15 protein-coding genes are annotated in these 19,310 nt (G+C 62.1%); all 15 read right to left on the minus strand.

The window, feature by feature from the left end; translation table 11 throughout:
- Nucleotides 1–58: 58 nt before the first annotated feature.
- The 15 genes from C3F12_01940 to lon all read right to left on the minus strand — a co-directional run bounded on the left by C3F12_01940 (nt 59) and on the right by lon (nt 19,269).
- Entirely contained in the window at nt 59–1,420 is a 1,362-nt protein-coding gene (locus C3F12_01940; protein PWB48544.1) for an aspartate aminotransferase family protein, read from the minus strand.
- Nucleotides 1,381–2,247, minus strand: coding sequence for a hypothetical protein (locus C3F12_01945; GenBank protein PWB48545.1), 867 nt, complete (start codon nt 2,245–2,247; stop codon nt 1,381–1,383). The genes C3F12_01940 and C3F12_01945 overlap by 40 nt, the downstream gene beginning before the upstream one ends.
- Before the next feature lie 103 nt (nt 2,248–2,350).
- Nucleotides 2,351–3,217, minus strand: a complete 867-nt coding sequence (locus C3F12_01950; protein ID PWB48546.1) for a hypothetical protein — start codon at nt 3,215–3,217, stop codon at nt 2,351–2,353.
- Between the two features lie 11 nt (nt 3,218–3,228).
- Nucleotides 3,229–3,918, minus strand: a complete 690-nt coding sequence (locus C3F12_01955; GenBank protein PWB48547.1) for a hypothetical protein — start codon at nt 3,916–3,918, stop codon at nt 3,229–3,231.
- Nucleotides 3,918–4,937 carry a hypothetical protein gene (locus C3F12_01960; protein ID PWB48548.1) on the minus strand — a complete coding sequence of 340 codons (1,020 nt, stop codon included), beginning with the start codon at nt 4,935–4,937 and terminating at the stop codon, nt 3,918–3,920. The genes C3F12_01955 and C3F12_01960 overlap by 1 nt, the downstream gene beginning before the upstream one ends.
- 37 nt (nt 4,938–4,974) lie before the next feature.
- A complete protein-coding gene (locus C3F12_01965) occupies nt 4,975–6,528 on the minus strand; it encodes a hypothetical protein (protein PWB48549.1) in 1,554 nt (517 codons plus the stop codon).
- Nucleotides 6,529–6,631: 103 nt separating this feature from the next.
- Nucleotides 6,632–8,200: a TldD/PmbA family protein gene (locus C3F12_01970; GenBank protein ID PWB48550.1), complete on the minus strand. Its 1,569-nt coding sequence runs from the start codon at nt 8,198–8,200 to the stop codon at nt 6,632–6,634.
- A 129-nt stretch (nt 8,201–8,329) separates the two neighbouring features.
- Nucleotides 8,330–8,923, minus strand: a complete 594-nt coding sequence (gene thpR, locus C3F12_01975) for an RNA 2',3'-cyclic phosphodiesterase (protein PWB48551.1) — start codon at nt 8,921–8,923, stop codon at nt 8,330–8,332.
- Nucleotides 8,907–10,181, minus strand: coding sequence for a competence/damage-inducible protein A (locus tag C3F12_01980; GenBank protein PWB48552.1), 1,275 nt, complete (start codon nt 10,179–10,181; stop codon nt 8,907–8,909). The genes thpR and C3F12_01980 overlap by 17 nt, the downstream gene beginning before the upstream one ends.
- Nucleotides 10,182–10,244: 63 nt before the next feature.
- Nucleotides 10,245–11,507: a hypothetical protein gene (locus tag C3F12_01985; protein PWB48553.1), complete on the minus strand. Its 1,263-nt coding sequence runs from the start codon at nt 11,505–11,507 to the stop codon at nt 10,245–10,247.
- Between the two features lie 58 nt (nt 11,508–11,565).
- Complete coding sequence (locus C3F12_01990) at nt 11,566–12,057, minus strand: YajQ family cyclic di-GMP-binding protein (GenBank protein PWB48554.1); 492 nt, start codon at nt 12,055–12,057, stop codon at nt 11,566–11,568.
- 18 nt (nt 12,058–12,075) lie between these two features.
- Entirely contained in the window at nt 12,076–12,798 is a 723-nt protein-coding gene (gene lolA / locus C3F12_01995; protein ID PWB48555.1) for an outer membrane lipoprotein carrier protein LolA, read from the minus strand.
- Nucleotides 12,785–15,061 carry a cell division protein FtsK gene (locus C3F12_02000; protein PWB48629.1) on the minus strand — a complete coding sequence of 759 codons (2,277 nt, stop codon included), beginning with the start codon at nt 15,059–15,061 and terminating at the stop codon, nt 12,785–12,787. The genes lolA and C3F12_02000 overlap by 14 nt, the downstream gene beginning before the upstream one ends.
- Before the next feature lie 31 nt (nt 15,062–15,092).
- Entirely contained in the window at nt 15,093–16,886 is a 1,794-nt protein-coding gene (locus C3F12_02005; protein ID PWB48556.1) for a ribonuclease J, read from the minus strand.
- Entirely contained in the window at nt 16,750–19,269 is a 2,520-nt protein-coding gene (gene lon / locus C3F12_02010; protein PWB48630.1) for an endopeptidase La, read from the minus strand. The genes C3F12_02005 and lon overlap by 137 nt, the downstream gene beginning before the upstream one ends.
- Nucleotides 19,270–19,310: the final 41 nt, after the last annotated feature.

Raw genomic sequence — 19,310 nt, forward strand, 5'->3', positions numbered from 1 at the left:
CTAGGGTTGAAGGGAAAGTCCCGCGTTTGCCAAAACCCTATACCCCATACCCTACACCCTATTTTTTCCACCCTGTCTTTTGCAGTTCGGCGAAGGCTTCATCGAGGATGGCCAGGCCGTCCAGGGCCTGCGCCTCCGTGATCAGGAGCGGCGGGTTGATTCGAATATTGTAGGAATAGCACATGGCGAGGAGTCCCCGTTTGAGGCAGGCCTGAAACAGTCGCTGCGCGTGATGTTTCGCAAGCGGCTCCTTCGTCTCCCGATCCTTGACCAGCTCGATCCCCAACAATAGCCCTCTCCCCCGTACGTCGCCGATGAAGGGGTATTTCTCCTTCAGCGCCTCCAACTGCTTCAGCATGACGACGCCGACGCGCCTGGCGTTCGCCACAAGTTGATCCTTCAGAATCACCTCAAGCGTCGCCAGCCCGGCCGTGGCGGCGAGCGGATTGCCTCCATAGCTGGAGGAGCTGCCGCTTGGGTTGCTGAAGGGTGCGTGCGCCATCAGTTCCTGTGTCGAGATCACCCCGCTGACCGGGAATCCCCCGCCTATTCCTTTGCCGACCGTCATGACATCCGGCACAATCGGCTCGTGATCGCACCCCCACATCGACCCGGTACGGCCGAATCCGGTGAGCATCTCGTCGGCGATCAGCAGGGCGTCGTGCTCTTTGGCGACCGCCTGCACAGCGCTCAAGAATCCTTGAGGCGGAATGACGTTCCCAGCGGTCCCCTGGATCGGCTCCACAATAATCGCGGCGATCTCACCCTGGGTCTGATATCGGATGACATCCCGCAAGAAATCGGCGCAGGCGATCCCGCAACCGGGATACTGAAGCCTCAGGGGACAGCGATAACAGTTGGCGTATGGCGCGCTATAGAGACCTGGCATAAAGGGCCCCAACTGCTTCTTAAAGTCATCCCCCAACAGTCCAAGGACCCCGCCGGTCTTGCCGTGGAATCCGCCCCAAAACCCGATAAACTCAAATCGCTTCGTGACCGACTTGGCCAGTCGGAATGCGGCCTCAACCGCCTCTGCGCCGCCGGAAAACATCTGGATCCGCTTGAGCCCTCGCGGCGTGATCGAAGCCAGCAGCGCGAGAAACCGCGCGCGGTTCTCGGTGGTAAAGCTGCCGAACGTCAGTCGTTCGACCTGGGCCTTCAGCGCCTCAACGTAGTGCGGGTGCGCATGCCCGATGCTCCCGACGCCGATTCCGGCCATGAAATCGAGATATCGATTACCGTCCTCATCAATCAGGGTGCACCCTTCCCCCCTCGCCATTGCCAACCCGGAATAGAGTGCGATCGACTGCAGGCCCGGCGCCATGTAACGCGCCTCGCGTTTGACGATGGCCCTCGACCGCTTGCCGGGAATAGTACGCTTCATTGGACGGTCCCCTTTCTCACGCGATACAGCAGCCATGCCGCGATCCGGGCGGCGGCCTCCTCGCGGAACAGTGCAAACGACGGCCAGGCGTTAATATCGATGAGGAATATCCCGCCGGTAGGCGTGATGATGGCATCCCCCCCGTAGACCTCGAGGCCGATGGCGGCGGCCGCCTGCTGCGTCAGGGCCCGCAGCGCCTCTTCCGAAAAGGGATAGCGTGCCAGCTCCTGATCCCGGTGATAGAACCATCTGAACCACGTGTCCTTGTCATCGCCCGCATGCGGCATACCGATCCCGTAGAACTTGATCAGATCCCCGGGGATGTGCTGCTGCGCCACCACACGGGAGATCCCCCTGTCGTGAAGCGCGGCCAGGGCTATCTGGAACTGCTCCGGAGACGGTATCATCTCAACATCTCCGGATTGGGTATTATGGACATCCGCCCGCTTGATCCAGATCGGAAAAACGGCCCCTTCGAGCGATAGTGAAAGGTCACCGAGGCCGGACGGATCGCTCGAAATGATCCGACTCTTTGGAATCGGAATCCCTGAGGCGGCCAGTAGCGGGATCATGCGATCCCGGTAGGTATTCAACACACCCCGCAGAGCATTGACATGCGGAACACCTGCTCTCTCCAACGGTTCAAGCCGCTCGAGGGCTGCCATTCGCTCACACATCAAAAACACGAGGGAGGGAATAGGATCGTCGACCCCTCCTCCCAGATCCTCCGGTGTTGTGAGGTGTACCTGGTAACCGGCCGCCTCAACATGTTTGGCGACCAGCCGCAGGATCTCAGTATCGTCGAATTCCCGGCCCGGCGAGTGTTGGCGTTCGCGAAATATCCCCAACAGGTACGGCATCATCCGCTATTGCCTCCGCGTGTAAACCAGGGGTTGGGGGTTAGGAGTTAGGGGTTAGGGATACGCGGGTAGTTTTGCTTAGTCCCCATCCCCTAACCCCTATACCCTAACCCCTATCCCCTGTCCCTAATAGGGTTTCAGCCAACTGAAGATCCTCGGCCCGATCGACATCGATCACCTGATCGATCACCACCCCATAGACCGGTTGCCCGCTGGTGACCAGCCATATCAGAAAGTCCCGCAGCCGGCCCAGTGTGTCCGGATGTGGAGCATCAGTAAAGAGCGAATCGGATATCAGGTAGAGTCCGGCCGTTACAGCATTACCCGAGATGCCGCCGATGGCCGTAACCAGCCCGGATGGATCGAGAGTCACCCACAGCGGCTTCTCGTCGGCGACGAACGGCGTCACAGCCAGGACCGCGGCGGCCTGACGGCAGCCCCTGGCCTGTTCAACGAACCGGCGAAATGCCGGTTCCGGACAGATCCAGTCGACGGTGGACATGAGGATCGCACCCGGGCCGGATCGCGTGCCCACCTCCCAGAAGCTTTCATACGATGAACGGGTCGTTTTTATGATGCAGTCTATGTCGAGCTCCGGGAACCGATCCCGGATGAAGGCGGCGCACGCTCGATCATCCTCGTTGAAAATGATCCGTAGCCGCGTGATGCCTGCGTTCGCGAAGTTGTCCACCACCCGCTCGATCAGCGGGAGACCGGCAACGGGCACCATCGGCTTCGGCATCGTGAGGCCGTCCCGTTTTAATCGCGATCCCTCCCCGGCTGCAATAATACCTCCCGTGAGGCCTTCTCCCGATAGCCTCCTGCCCGCGTCATTGCGAGGGAGCGCAGCGACCGAAGCAATCTCATCGTTGTTCGCACCCTCAAAGGCGGCGAGATTGCCACGCTCCCGTCGGTCGCTCGCAATGACAGAATCGAAGGGACGTTCATGCGTATGGGTCAGCCGCGAGCCCATGCGGTATGGCCTCACTGCAACACCTCCCGAAGATCCGCTAAGGACTTGATCACGGGATCATCCGGGCAACAGGGCGCAAGGGCGCCTGACCGATCCGAGGCCAGCCAGATATGGGGCATTCCGAGCGCCTTGGCGCCCTTCATGTCTCGCGGTAACGAATCCCCGACAAAGATCGCCTCTTGTGGGCCGAGTCGTAACGGTGTGAGCGCGGCCTGAAAGATACGGGGATCCGGCTTGATAAACCCGACGCAGGCCGAGTCAACCATAACGCTCATCAATGGCGCAAGCCCCGTTTCGAGACAGACCTGTTCAAGATTCCCGTAAAAGTTCGAGACGATCCCGAGCCGGTATCGCGCCGACAGCCCGCGCAAGGTCTCCATGTTCGAACGGATCTTATTCACCGAGTCCTGCCAAAACCGGTTGGCCAGACGCGATGCCAGATCGGAATCGCCAATATTCAACGCCTTCAATACGCCGGTCGCCAACAGCACGATGCTCTCCTGAAACGAGCAACCGGCAAGCCTCTGCGCCACCAGCGCGTCATCGGCCGCATAAAAGGCTCGATCGTACCGATCCTGATCCAGTACCACCTGTTCAGCGAGGCAGAGCCGACGGAATCGATCTTTCCAGGGGATCCCGTCGGCGTCCAGCGTACCTCCGAAATCGAACAGAATCGCCTGTGCGCGGCCGTTCATGCCCATCAGCCTGCGACCTCACGAGGCGCCCCACCGATTCCCATCTTCATCGCCAGCAGGATGAGCAGACCGGGGATCGCCCAGGTGACCTCTCTCCCCCGGCGAATAATACTGTAGACGGCGCCCTCCGCAGCGGGCAAACCGAGAACCGAAAAGACAGCGACTCGCACCGTTTCCGCGCTCCCGACCCGACCAGGGATGAAAAAGATCAGGGTATTCAGGACCATCGCCAGGCTCTCAACAGATACCGCCATCGCCAGGCTCGGCTTCGCCGACAGCCACTGCAGCACAATATAGGTCTCCAGCAGCCCGCCGCACCATCCGAGCAGACAGAGAAAGGTCGCCCAGTAGAAGACCGGCATACGGGTCTTGTAGAAGAGCGCGAGCCATCGATCCAGCGATGCCGTGGCGCGCCATTCCGGGTTGATCTGCTCCGGTTTCAACCCGATCTTGACCAGCCCGCGGATCAACGCCCCAAAGGCCCCGCGCTTCAGCGCCCAGAAGGCCGCCACGACAGCCACCCCCATACCAGCGGCCAATATCAGCGCGGCAACCTGCAGAGCCGCAGGGAGCGCGAACTGGGTGACGGCAACGCCCAGGCTGAAACTCAGAAACAGCACCTGCGCCACGATCTCGGCATGCTTGTGGACCATGATCGAGGTCACCGAGCGGCTGAATCCCACCGAGCGGCTCAACAGGTGCGCCTTGACCGGCTCTCCGGCCAGGTTGGCGGGCGGCACGAAATAGTTGACCGAATCGCCCACCAGGTAGACGCCGAACATCCGCCAGTATCCGATCTGCCTCGCCCTGGAACCGATCAGGACCCACCACCCCGACATAAAGGCCATCTGCGCAAAGAGGTAGAGGACGACCAACAGAAAGAACCATTGTCCGATGACGGCAATATTCTGCCGAATGGCCGGCCACCCGATCCTCTGGCAGAGCCAGACGATCCCGAGCAACCCCGCAAGCATGAGCAGGGGCCGCACCACGGAACCGAACCGTTTGAACCACCCGTATATCATAGGCGATAGGATGATAGACTATTCCTGCGCGCGTCGCTCACAACTGTTCCATAAATGAGGCGATCTCGTCGACGGCAACATTCTGCACCACGATCTCCGGCGTATAGATCACCTCGTCGGCCGCCCAGACCAGGGTACCCTTGACCTCTTTGCCGACCGCGACGATATTGGAGAGCATCGAGCGGATATTGTCGTTGATGCGTACCGTATTCGGTTTGAGCGGTGCGACGATCCGTCCGTCCTTAATGATGTAGGAGTCGCCGACAACCGTACAGGTGAAGTCCCCCGCCCGCAGCCCGTTGATCGGATAGGTGTACCAGATCCGACCGATCAGCAGGCCGTCTTGGACGCCGGCGACCAGTTCCTCAAGGCCCTGGTCTCCGCCCTGCACGACGGCATTGGTCGACGCGATGCCGGGTTGGACACCGAACTGCCGGCCGCCGCCGGCCCAGAACCGGAATCCGTTCCGCGGGACGATTGCGCGGCCCTGTTCGTTCGGGTCTCCCCCCAGCTTCTCTGCCCCTCTGGGATCTTTGAGGATACGCTGCTGTTCATAATGACTTGCGAGCAGTCCGACCAGTTTGCCGCGCTGGATCAGCCAAGTCTTCCCGGTCGGCAGTCCCTCGCAGGTAATTCCCTTGCTCCCCATCAGGCCGCGCTGCGCGCCGTGGTCGTACAGGGTCAATCGACTCGATGCCACGCGCTTGCCAAGCCGGCCCATGAAGGGCGAGCTGTCGCTGTAGAAGTTACTGAGGCTCACCGACGGCAGGATCAGATTGTTCAGGAGGTCGGCGACCGGCTGACGCCCGAAGATGACCGTATATCGCCCGCCCTTGATCCGCTCTCCGCCCATTGCCGCCAAGGCATTCTGTGCGGCCTCGACGCCGGCGTCATCGGTGAACTGATCCAGGTGGGTCCCGGCAGAGCAGCCGCTCCCCTTGGAGGCCTTGGCCTCAACCATGGCGGTGATAAAGGCCATGATCAGCGTCGATTCGTCGGTCTGGACCTCCGGCATAGCGGTCGAGGCGATGGCGATCCGCTCCTGCTGGATGGTGACGTCGCCGCCCACGATGAGACCCAGCTCTTTGATTCGATCCCTCGTGCCTGCCAGCTCCAGCAGCCGTGGGGAGTTGAGAAAGGTCTTGAGGCTTCCCTGCAACACCCGCCAACCAACCTCGACCAACTCCTCGTCCCGAATCTTCATCAGTTTCGGATCGTGGTAGCGGCGGAGCCTCCGCCGCTCGCCCGTCGGTCTCGGTAGCGACGAGAACTCGGGGTCGGCAACGGCGCCGCGCCGGGCCTTTTCGAGGGCCCTCTTGACCCCGTCGAGGCTCAGATCGCTCGGTTCGCTCCCGAACCCGACCGTGACGCCGGCCTCTGTCTTGAACACCGCCGTGATACCCAGACCGTACGATTCGCTCGACTTCGGCTCTTCGACGCCGTTACAGGGGATGTGCGAGGTATAGTTCAGCCGGGTCAAGAGATTGCCGTTACTCGCCGCAAACACCTCGACCTCGGTCACCTGATCGGCCGACCCCAGATATCCCAGAGCCTGTTCGACGGCCTTTGTAAGTTCAGCGGTTGAAATCATCGTAAGCCTCCAGCAAAAATAGGGTATGGGGTATAGGGTTTAGGGTGTGCACCTAGACCCAAAACCCCAAACCCTGTCTTTAGACCCTCCACCCTAAACCCTTTCACGATCCTGTCAGACGGGCGCGGCTGCGGATGGTGGGGCCGCCGTTGCCGAGCCGCTTGGTCTGCATCGGCTGGCCCTTGCCGCAATTCGGGATCGGATAGAGACGGAAATCGTTCCCGACCGCATCGACCTTCATCAGGTAGTCCTTGGTATCGGCCATGATCCCGCCGTTACAGAACAGCTCGCCGATCTGGCCGTTCTTGATCTCGTAGACCTTCATGGCGGTAATCCGAAAATTCTCACGCGATTCGGCGATCGAGGGGGTCCGGTGCCCGACCAGATAGTAACCGTGGGGGATCTCTCGGATGATCTGCTGCGGGTCCTGTTCACCGGGGCCGAACACCGTATTCGACATCCGGATTAACGGAACGAGCGAGGCGTCGGTCGCCTTGTATGACCCGTTCGGCGGCACACCCAGCACGGCGGCGGTCTGCCGGCTATTCATGAAGCCTGTAAAGATACCGCGATCGATGTGTGTCACGCGTCTGGCCGGCGTCCCCTCGTGATCGTACTTGTAGTGGCCGTACCCGGGGAGAGAGGGATCGGAGAAGGCCGAGACGAGGGGCGAGGCAATCGGCTTACCCAGTTGGTGCTCGTGCAGATTCTGCAACAGCCAGCTTCGGCCGGCATAGGAGGTCTCCAGTTTGAGCGCGCGATCCAGCTCGGTCGGGTGGCCGACAATCTCGTGGGCCGTCAGGGTGTTGTAGTGCGGGTCGGTGACGACGACGACCTCGCGATCGGTCGCCTTGAGCGGCCGGGCATTACACAGGTTGACGGCGTCCTGCGTGAGGCCTGCGCAGAATGTCCGAAACTCCGGGAACCGAATGGCCTCCTCGTGCACGCCTCTGGTTAAGGTCTCCCAGCCGCGCTGGTGGCCCATGTAGTCGTACAGCTCCTGGGTCCCTGATTTGCCGTGGGCGACAATGAAGCAGGTCCCCTGCGTCATGGCGAAGGTCTGATCGATGTCGGCCCCCTCAGAGCTGCAGAACAGCTCCCGGGTCAGCAGGGTGAAGGCAGAGACGAACGTATACTTGACGTGAGGGTCGAGCGCGAGACTGCCCCTGGAGATCTCGGTCGTCAGGTCGACGAGTTCCTCCAGCGGGACGGTCCGCGGGTCGATCTCGAACTGAGCGGGGACGGTATCCTGATGGATCTCGATGGGGGCGAGGATGGTGCTGCTCAACGTGTCGGCGATGGGCCCAAACTCGGTCCGGGCCGCCGCCTTGCGCTCGGCATTGGCCATGGCCCGATGATGCGCGTGGCGGAGCCCCTCCCTGACGACCTGCGCCAGTCGATCCAGGTCGGCCGCACCGAGCGATTGTCCGAAATAGCCCGGCGCCACCATCCCGTCGCCCGACAGGGCGCGGATGCCGATCGCAAAGCCATAGTCTCTAATGCTGTGTTTGCTCCCCCCGTTCTCTGCCGCCGCCGATTGGCCCTCATCGATCTGCACGCGAATATCGGCGTAACGGCAGCCGCGCAGACTTCTCCGGTAGCGGGTCACAAGATCGCGGATCATCGGCCTGATCCGATCGATGATCTGGATGGTTATCGGCTCCAACGCCATCGCCGCCTCCCCCTCTTATTTCTCATCAGTTGAGACCTCATCGAGAATACGCAGAAAGAACGAATTATACTTCATCAGGATGAGAGCTGGAAAGCACTTTTGCGCAGGGCTGTACCGCTGCCAGGAATGTCAGTCGAGCGGAAAGCTGTGCAGGATGGTGTAGCGGGCGCCGCTCGGGCTCAGGTCGCTTTTCATCAGCTCGATCCGGTGAAGCACCATCTCGCCCAGCGGCTCGGCGGTCGCCTCGGTGAGCGCGCGCGCCAACTGCTCCCGATGTCCGGGACCCCGCACCCGGCCCAGCGTCAGATGCGCGGTGAACAGCCGCGCCTCCCGCGCATATCCGAGCGGCTCAAGCCCCGCCTCGATTCGTGCCTGAAGCGCTGCCAGCGTCTCCGCGCCGTGGGACAGCCCGATCCAGACGACCCGGGCCGACCGAGGACTCGGAAAGGCGCCAAGCCCCTGAAAGACCAGATGAACCGGACCGCACCCGGCGGCCGCCGCAGCAACCGCCTCTCCGATGGCGCCGAAGCGATCCTCCTCGACCTGCCCCAGAAACTTGAGCGTCAGGTGCAGGTTCTCCGGCCGCACCCATCCGACATCGGCCCTGGTGGCCTTCAGCCGATCCTGTACACCGGCCAGCGCCGCCTTGAGGCCCGGATCGAGGTTGGCGGCGATAAAGGCGCGGATGGTTGGGATGGACTGGGGGTCAGCTCTGTCCGGCATATCGATGTGACAGCAGGTGTCGGCGGATCATGTCGAGGGCCCTCTGGGAGGCAAGCAGCTTATTGGTCTCCCGATCCGCCAGGAATCGGTGCTCGTGGCAGGCCACGCCCTCATCCGAGGCCAGCGCAATGAAGGTGAGACCCACCGGTTTCGTCGGTGTCGCCCCTCCCGGTCCCGCAATACCGGTGATACCCAACGCCAGTTCCGCACCGGCGGTGTGCCGTATCCCGACCGCCATCGCGATGGCGACGGGCCGGCTGACGGCACCCTGCTCGGCAATCAGTTCATGCGGTACACCCAAGAGGCGCTCCTTGGCCTCGTTGCTGTAGACCACCTCGCCGCGGAAAAAATAGGCGGAGCTTCCCGGGAGATTGGTCAGCCGATGGCAGACCAGTCCCCCGGTGCACGACTCGGCGACGGCAATCGTCGCCCGCGCGTCGAGGAGCAGCCGCCCCACGACCTCCTCGAGCCGCTCGTCATCCCGGCCAAAGATGCGTTCCCCCAGCCGCTCCCGAATCCTATTTTCAAGATCATCGAGCAGCCGGTCGCCCTCCGGCTCTGATTCAACCGCGACGGTCAGCCGGACATGAATCTCGTCCGGGTAGGCCAGCACCCCGATGGTCGGATTGTCCGAGAGATGGATCAGATCGCTGATCGCCTCGTCGAGGGCCGATTCCGTAATGCCGCACGCCTTCAGGATACGGGTATGAATTCTTGACCGTACGCCGAACGCCTCGCGCAGGCGCGGGATGACGTGTTCCGTGAGCATCGGCCGCATCTCTGAAGGCACCCCCGGCACCGCCGCCACCAGCCTGCCATCCGCCAGGCGAATGGCAAAACCGGGGGCCGTCCCGCGCGCATTCGGCAAGACGACGGCGCCCTCCGGGATCATGGCCTGCCGCTCGTTGTTCCTGGACATGACAAGGCCGCGCTCCGCGAACCGGCGACGGATCGAATCCAGGATTGCCTGATCAAGGCTCAACGGTCGCCCCAACTCGGCGGCGATAGCCCGACAGGTCAGATCGTCCTCGGTGGGACCAAGCCCACCCGTTACAATGACGATCTCGGCCCGCGTGAGCGCCGTACGCAGCGCCTCCCTGATCCGCGCCTCGTGATCGCCGACGGTGCTCTTCCAGCGGACCTCGATCCCCGCTGCCGCAAGCGCTTGACCGATGTAGGCTGAGTTGGTATCGATGGTGTGGCCCAGCAGCAGCTCCGTCCCGACCGTGAGGATCTCGGCCTGCGCCTGTCGCTTCACGACGTGATCCCCCTGAGCCGATCGATCAAGCGACCGCCGTCCGACCTCACGATCCCACCGTCATCAACAGCCCGGTCGTGGGCCTGCGGATGGGTGGAACCCACCACACGATTCGGACACGGAGGTTTGATTGCCCCCGGCGGCCTTGGCACAATACAGCGCCTGGTCCGCAGCCCGGACCAGATCCTCGGTCTTGTGCATATCCGGTCCCAGACAGGCGACGCCAAGGCTGACGGTCAGTCTGGGACCATCGGCCGCTTCCTCTCCCCCCAGCGACTCGCGCTCCATCACGATGCGGATCCGTTCCGCCTGTGCCCACGCCTGCCGCGGATCGGTTTCCGGCAGAATAATGCCGAACTCATCCCCCCCGTATCGCGCAACAATGTCGGTGCCTCGTGTGCTGTTTTTCAACCGGGCAGCAATCAGGCGCAACGCCTCATCACCGGCCAGGTGACCCTTGAGGTCGTTATACTGCTTGAAAAAATCGATGTCCAGCATGATCAGTGAAAGCGGGTGCCCGTAGCGCCGGGTGCGCCTCAACTCCTGGTCGAGCTGGCGATAGAAGTGGCGATGATTGAAGAGATCCGTCAACTCGTCCGTGATCGCCAACCGATGCACCTCTTGAAACAGGCGACCGGTTTCGATGGCAATCGCCAATTGCTCAGCCAGCGGCAGCAGCAGATCGATCTCCCGCTCCCCATAACAGCGAGGCGTCGTACTATCCAGACAGAGAGCCCCGATCGACTCCCCCTTCACCATGAGGGGGAGGCGGATGCAGGATCGAATACCCGACTCGAACAGCGCCTCATCCTCGGTGAACTGCTTCGATTCCGCCAGGTCCGCCTCGACATGAGGACGTCGTTGCGACATCACCCATCCGATGCCGGTCCCCTCCCCAAGGGCGCACTCCCCGTCAGGCCACCCGGTGGCAGGCCGATCGGCCATCAGCCGGAGCACCCGTAACCCGGGGCCCGCATCGTTCCGCAGCGCGAGGACCATCCGATCGTAATGGATGAGGTGGCCGACCTCCGCGGCGAAGGCCTGATAGACCTCGCCGAGGTCGAGGGAGGCGCCGATGATCCCGGTCAATCGATGCACGGCTGCCAGACGATCGGTCCGCTGCTGCAGTGCAACGTACGAGCCGGCATCCACCATCACCAGGTGCGAGCCGCCGTTACTGAGGACAGCCAGCGCCTCCTGTTCGGATGCGGCCTGCAGGACGGAGAATCCTTGACGCGTGAGCAGCTCACGAAGCCGGAGGGTCAAATCGGCGCCGTCGGTAACAATGAATACTGTCGCGCGCTTATCTTGACGAGACTCAGACATGCGGTTCCTTCAGGTTTGTCGCGCCGTTGGCGTCCATGACCGTCACACACTGTCCCCGTTACCGATAGTTGCCGAACTGCAGGTCGATGCCGAAATCGCGCCCTCGTAGCGTCTGAATCACCGCCTGCAGATCGTCTTTACTCTTGGCCGAGACCCGTATCTGATCACCCTGGATCTGTGTGGTCACCTTCACTCCGAGCCCTCTGACGACCTTGGTGATCTCTTTGGCCTTCTCGGCAGGGATCCCCTGTTGCAGGGTGACCCGCTGCCGAACGGTCCCCTTCGCGGCGGGCTCCGGGGTGTTGTAGGTGAGCGCCCTCAGAGACACCTTTCGCCGCACCAGTTTGGATTCCAGCAGCTCTACCACGGCCTTGAGCTTGTAGGCATCATCGGCGTACAGCAGGATGCCTTGTTCGTCCCGTGTCACACGACTGGCACTTCCCTTGAAATCGAACCGCTGCTGAATCTCTTTCGTGACCTGCTGCACCGCATTATCGACCTCCTGCAGATCTACTGTCGAACTGATATCGAAGGATGCCTCATTAGACACGTACGATCTCCTTTTGGCTTACGGTACGGTAGGTTTGAGAGGGGTGATCACCTCCGTCCCCGGCGGTGGCGAGAAACGAAACAGATCGTCTTTCAGATTGGTGTTGACCTGCTGCCTGGACAGCTCGACCGTCGTGGTATTGTCGTACAGATCAAAGACCGTCAGCCGTTGGATGAGAAAGCTGCCCCGGTCCACCCCCAGGATCACCCGTTTGAACGCAAGGCCTTTCCTCTTAGGGGTCAGCTCCAGGAGCGACTCAGGGCTCTCCTTTGTCCCGGCATGGACGATCGGCCGGACCTGAAAGTCTCGTCGAAGGCTGCTCATCCCGAATAAGATCCCGATCGGGCTCGTCGTCAGCACGCCGCTCACATCCTGCGCGATCGCCTGCCGTTCGGACGGGCTGTAGCTCCACAGGGTCTTCCCATCGATCAGGAACAGCCGCGATTCCGGCTTCTCATACTCCCAACGCATCCTCCCGGGCCACTTCAGGAAGAGCCGACCCGAGGCCTCCTGCGTCATCCCGCTCAACCGGTTGGTGGCGCGTTGGAAGAAGGCGCTCCGGAGATCCGAAAAGCCCTGATAGGTTACCTGGACCTTGTCGGCCAACTCTTCCGCCGTGAGGGCGGACACGACACCGGGGGTTGGGGGTTGGGGGTTGGGGGTTGGGTCAAGGGCAAAAACGGGTGAACCGATCAACGCCACCGTCCCCACCACGATCAGAATCGAATTACGAACCCGCATTACGCGGCTCAATGAGAACCTCCCGCGGTCCGCCCCCTTCAATCCGACCGACAATCCGTTCGTGCTCCATCCGCTCGATCAATCGTGCCGCCCGGTTAAAGCCGATCCTCAGCCGCCGCTGAATCAGCGAAATCGAGGCCTGGCGGGTCGTCACGACCAGATCGACCGCCTGCCGGTACAGTTCATCGTCTTCGTCCCCTGACGACTCCGGCTCCTCCTCGGCCGGCGTCAGCAACCACGGAAACTCCTCGGCCTTCCCCTGCGCCTTCAGAAAATCGACGACACGCTTGATCTCGATGTCCGAGACGAACGATCCGTGAATCCGGTGCGGTTTCGAACTCCCTGGCGGGATAAACAGCATATCGCCGTCGCCCAACAACTGCTCGGCGCCGTTCATATCGAGAATCGTCCGTGAATCGACCTTCGACGAGACCTGGAATGCAAGCCGAGCCGGAAAATTGGCCTTGATGATCCCCGTAATCACATCGACCGATGGGCGCTGCGTCGCCACAATCAGATGAATACCGACCGCGCGAGCCATCTGGGCCAGTCTGGCAATGGCCCGCTCGACATCGGCGGCCGCGGTCAGCATCAGATCGGCCAGTTCGTCGATCACCACCACCAGATAGGGAAGCGGTTGAAAGACCTCGCCGCCCCCTTCCCGTCTGGCGATTCGAACCAGCCGATTGTAGCTGACGATATTTCTGGCCCCCAGCCTAGCAAACAGCTTATAGCGCCCCTCCATGTGGATCACCAGGCGTTGAAGCCGCTTTGCCGCCTCTTTCGGATCGCAGACGACCCGTTCGGCCAGATGCGGGATCCCCTCATAGATGGAGAGTTCGACCCGTTTCGGATCGATCAGCAGTAAACGGATACTGTCGGCCGTCGCCTTGTACAGGAGGCTCACGATCAGCGCATTGAGACAGACACTCTTGCCGGAACCGGTCGCCCCGGCGATAAGCAGATGCGGCATCTGCCCCAGATCGACCACATAGGGATCGCCGGCGATATCCTTTCCCAATGCGAGGGGAAGATGCGCCGCAGATCCCTCGAAGCCCCTGGATGCCAGCACCTCGCGCAGGTGCACGACGACGCGGCGGCGATTCGGGATCTCCACGCCGACCACCGCCTTCCCGGGAATCGGCGCCACAACCCGCACACTTAATGCGCGTAGGGCCAACGCCAGATCGTCGGCCAGCGCAACGATCCGGTTGATCTTGATCCCGGGACCGGGTTCGATCTCATATCGGGTAATGACGGGTCCAGGCTGGGCCTGTGTGACCCGTCCCTCGACCCCGAAGTCCAGCAGCTTGCGTTCGAGGATCGCGGCATTGGCCCCCCGCTCTTCGTCGGAAAGCTCGCTTTCCGCCGTCGTCGGCAGATCGAGCAACGACAACGGGGGGGGCTGAAAGCCTGCTTCCGGAGTCACAAACGGAAAGGACCCTTGAGGAGGCAGGTCGCCGGTGGTTGTGGGCTCAAGTTGTCGCGGAATCGGTTCGCGAACCGTCGAGACCGCAACAGGTTCGACGACCACAACGGACGTCGGTCTGGCTTCAACCGCGGGCCCGTCCTCGGTGGGAGGGGTGTAGGGCGGCCGGATTCGGCCCGGCTGGTGCGCCCGCGACGCCCGCCGTTCCTTGACGCGAGCCGCCACCCGCTCGACGACGGTTCGGCACCTCGCAGAGAGGCTCGCAAGCGGCCGGCTGCTCAGGCACACGACGCCGAGCAGGAGGGTCGTCAACCCCAATAACGGCAGACCCGCGCGGCCCACCAGCGGGCTGAAGATCCGATGCAGCTCTTCGCCGACAAAACCGCCGGGACGCTCCCACGTCCGGCCGTCAAGCAACCCGGTCTCGACGAACAGTTTGGCCACCAACGCGAGACTTGCCAGGAGTAACGCGCACCCGACCAGCTTCCACGCGGTACCTGGAGCGGTCCTGGCGCTGAGAAAACGCCAACTGAGCAGGGCACAAAAGACGGGTAAGGCCAGCGCGCCGACGCCCAACAACTCCAGAAGATCGCCGGCAAGTTCCGCCCCCCATCGTCCCCCATAATTGCGCACCTGATGCTCGGGTCCGCCGCCGGAACTGAAGAACGAGGGGTCGAGGGCATCGTACGACAGCAGACTCGCCAACAGGTAGAGGGCGAGGGCAATCCCAAGGATACCCAATACCTCATGGGACTTCGGATGTGTAAGGACGGGGGTCTCCGGCGATCGATCGCCCCTGTTCGACTCCCGTCGGATCGATACCGACTCCGGCATGCTGTCAGTCGCCATCACCAGCCTCCATCCATTATACCTCCATGATCATCGGTAGAATCATCGGCCGCCGGTCGAACTCCTTCTGCAACTGCTTCTTGATCGCCGTCTTGATCCGCTGCTCCATCAGACGCAGATCGGCCCGGTCCGCGTCAGGGGTGCTCTCCAGGACGGAACAGACCAGGGTTTGGATACCATCCGTGAGTGCCTTCGAATCCTGGGCATGGACGAGCCCGCTACAGATAATCTGCGGTCCCGTGACCAACTTATGACCCTGATGATCGACCGCAAGGACGATGACGACAACCCCCTCCTGCGCCAGCCGCTGCCGGTCGCGAATAACGGCGTCGCCGACGTCGCCCATCCCCCTTCCATCGACGAAGATCCGACCGACCGGCGCCCTGCCGACAATCCGGGCATGGATATCATCGAACTCCAGAATGTCGCCGTCCTCGATCACGAGGGTTCCAGCCTCCGATACCCCGACCTCCCGTGCCAACTGCGCGTGCAGGCGCAGGTGACGGTACTCCCCATGAATCGGCACAAAGCAGGTGGGACGGGTCAGGTTCAACATCAGCTTCAGCTCTTCCCGACTGGCATGCCCGGACACATGAACCTCCGCCGTCTCCTCGGTAATGACGCGGGCACCCTGCCGGTACAGGCCGTTAATCGTCCGAGCGATCGACTTCTCGTTGCCGGGAATGACGCGCGCCGAAAAGATCACGGTGTCACCGGGCGAGATCTGCACCTGTTTGTGCTCCGCAACGGCCATTCTGGCAATGGCGGAGAGCGGTTCACCCTGGCTCCCGGTGGTCACGATGACCTGCCGGCTGACCGGCAGACGCTCCAGTTCATCCAGACTCACCAGCACATCCTCTGGAATGCGGAGACGCCCCAACTCCGCAGCGATCCGGGTATTCGCCACCATGCTCTTGCCGCACACCGCCACCTGCTTCCCCATGGCGGCTGCCGTATCGAAGATCTGTTGGACTCGATGAATGTTAGAGGCAAAGCAAGCGACGATGATGCGCCCCTGCGCCTCTCGAAAGATGGCGTCGAAGGCCCGCCCCACCACCTGTTCCGACGGCGTGAACCCATCCCGGCCCGCATTCGTACTGTCTGAGAGCAGGGCGCGGACACCGCTGTCCCCGAGCTCGCCCAGTCGCCGGTAATCGGTCAGTTGCCCGTCAACCGGGCTCTGATCGAACTTAAAATCGCCGGTGTGCACAATCATCCCGGCGGGCGTCCCAATCGCCAGCGCGACACCGTCGGGAATACTGTGGCACATCTGAAGGAATTCAACCTCGAAGCAACCGAACCGAATACGGTCGCGTGGCCGAACCGCCTTGAGGTCGGCATCAGCCGGCAGATTCGCCTCCTTCAGTTTTTCCGCCGCCAGCCCGAGTGAAAGGCGCGTACCGTAGACCGGCGCCTTGATCTCCCGCAGCAGATAGGGGAGCGCGCCGGTGTGATCCTCATGGCCGTGCGTCAGCAGCACGGCCCGGATCTGCTCCCGACGGGCCAGCAGATAACTCATGTTCGGAATCACGTGGTCGATGCCGAACATCTCCTCGTCCGGAAACATCAACCCGGCGTCGATCACCAGCAGATCGTCCGCGGCCTCGACGACCATCATATTCAACCCGATCTCCCCCAGTCCTCCCAAGGGAACGATGCGGACAGTTCGGGTCTCAGACACCGGACTGCGTCTCCCCTGCGGGGGACCCGGCGTTCGACCGCCTTGGCGGAGAGGCCCGAAGTCCGGTCGACGGGCCTGTCCTGAGCCCGGCCACAGGAGTTGTCCCGCGTCTGGCGCTGAGGGCGACATCGAGGCGACGCTTGGCCCGTGTCCGTTTGGTCAGGGCGATGTCGAGCACCTGGTCCATATGGTCCACAAACACGAACTCCATCCCCCGCTTCACATTGGCCGCGAGCTCTTTCACATCCTTATCGTTCCTCGCCGGAATGACCACCGTATGGATCCCCATTCTACGCGCCGCCAGCGCTTTTTCCTTGATTCCCCCGACCGGCAGGACCTTACCGCGAAGGGTCACCTCTCCGGTCATCGCGACGTCCCGCCTCACAGGGATCTTAGTCAGGGCGGACAACAGCGCAACGGCCATCGTGATGCCGGCCGAGGGGCCGTCCTTCGGGATGGCGCCGGCCGGTACGTGGATATGGATATCGTATTTGGTGAAGAGATCATCCTTGATCCCCAGATCGGCGGACCGCGACCGCGCATAGCTGAGCGCCGCCTGGGCCGATTCCTTCATCACCTCCCCCAGATGCCCCGTCAGGACGAGGGTCCCTTTCCCGCGCAGGATGCTGCACTCGATGTAGATGATGTCTCCGCCCGTCTGCGTCCACGCAAGACCGGTGGCCACACCGACCTCATCCGCCTCCTGCTCCGGATCGGCCAGAAACTTGGGCGCGCCCAGAAACCGTTGCAGGGCCGATGCGGTCGCCTTGATCTGCCCCTTGTGGCCTTCCGCCACAAGGCGGGCCACCTTCCGGCAGACGGTGGCGACCTCCCGTTCCAGGTTCCGCAGTCCGGCCTCCCGGGTGTATTCGTTGATGATCTTCAGGATCGCCTCATCGCTCATCAACAGGTGCGTGCCGTCGATCCCGTGCTCCCGGTACTGTCTCGGAATCAGATAGCGCTTCGCGATATAGAGCTTTTCCTCCTCGGTGTACCCGGAGATGTCGATGATTTCCAGCCGATCGCGCAGCGCCGAGATGATCGGGTCGGCCAGGTTGGCCGTGCAGATGAACATGACGTTGGAGAGATCGAAGGGGACACCCAGGTAGTGATCGCTGAAGCTGTAGTTCTGTTCGGGGTCCAGCACCTCCAGCAGTGCCGAGGAGGGATCGCCGCGAAAATCGGCACCCACCTTATCTACCTCATCGATCATAAAGACGGGATTGTTGGACCCGGCCTGTTTAATCCCCTGGATGACGCGACCGGGAAGCGCCCCGATATAGGTCCGCCGGTGGCCGCGGATCTCCGCCTCATCGCGAACGCCGCCCAACGAGATCCGGATGAACTTCCGCCCCAGGGCGCGGGCAATAGAACGACCGAGCGAGGTCTTCCCCACCCCGGGCGGGCCGACAAAGCAGAGGATCGGCCCCTTCATCCGCTTTTTCAGCTTGCGGACAGCCAGGTACTCGAGGATCCGTTCCTTCACCTTCTCCAGGTCGTAGTGATCCTCATTGAGGATTTTCGATGCCTGCTTGATCGACAGCTTGTCCTTGGTCGACCGGCTCCACGGCAGCTCGATCAGCCAGTCCAGATAGGTCCGGATTACGGACGCCTCCGCCGCGTCGGGGTGCATGCGGCCGAGCCGACCGAGTTGCGTTTTTGCCTCGGACTCTACCCCATGGGGCATCTTCGCCTTACGGATCCTCTGCTCCAACTCCTGTAGTTCCTGGCCTCGGTCGTCGGTCTCACCCAGCTCTTTCTGAATAGCCTTTAACTGCTCTCGCAGGTAATACTCCCGATGGGTCTTGTCCATCTCTTCCCGAGCCTGGCTCTGGATTCGATGCTGCACCTCGAGCACCTCGAGTTCCTTGCTCAGCAGCTCGCTGACCCGCTTCAGGCGCTGGGTTGGGTCGAACAGCTCCAGGACCTCTTGGGCCTGCTCCATCTTGAGATCCAGGTGGCTGGCCACCAGATCGGCCAGGCGGCCCGGGTGTTCAAGATTGTTGATGATCACCACCACATCCGATGAGATCTGCTTCCCCAAGGCCACGCCTTTGCTCACCAATTCCTTGACCGAACGGGTCAGGGCCTCTACCTCGACGGCCGACGTCGCCAGATCGGGTTCAGGGACCTCGGCGATCCTCGCCTCAAAGTAGGGTTCACGACGCTCGATCCCGACCACCCGCGCGCGGGAGAGCCCTTGAACCAGCACCTTGACCCGCCCGTCCGGCATCTTGAGCATCCGCATGATCATGGCGACGGTGCCGACCGCATGGATCTCATCGGCCTCGGGATCCTCCTTCTCGGCATCCCGTTGCGCCACCAGCAAGATCAGACGATCCCTCGAAAGCGATTCGTCCACCGCCCGAACCGATTTCTCCCGACCTATAAAAAGAGGCAAGATCATGAAGGGATAGATCACCACGTCCCGCACCGGCAGGAGCGGGATCGTGTCAGGCACCTTCCGCGTCTGCGCGTCGGTTTTCGTCTCGGTCTGTTCGCTGTCAGGTATCGACGTCTGCTCTGCAGGTTCTATTGTCTTCTTATCCGTCA

Source organism: Candidatus Methylomirabilota bacterium, assembly GCA_003104975.1.
In the GTDB taxonomy this organism is placed as follows: domain Bacteria; phylum Methylomirabilota; class Methylomirabilia; order Methylomirabilales; family Methylomirabilaceae; genus Methylomirabilis.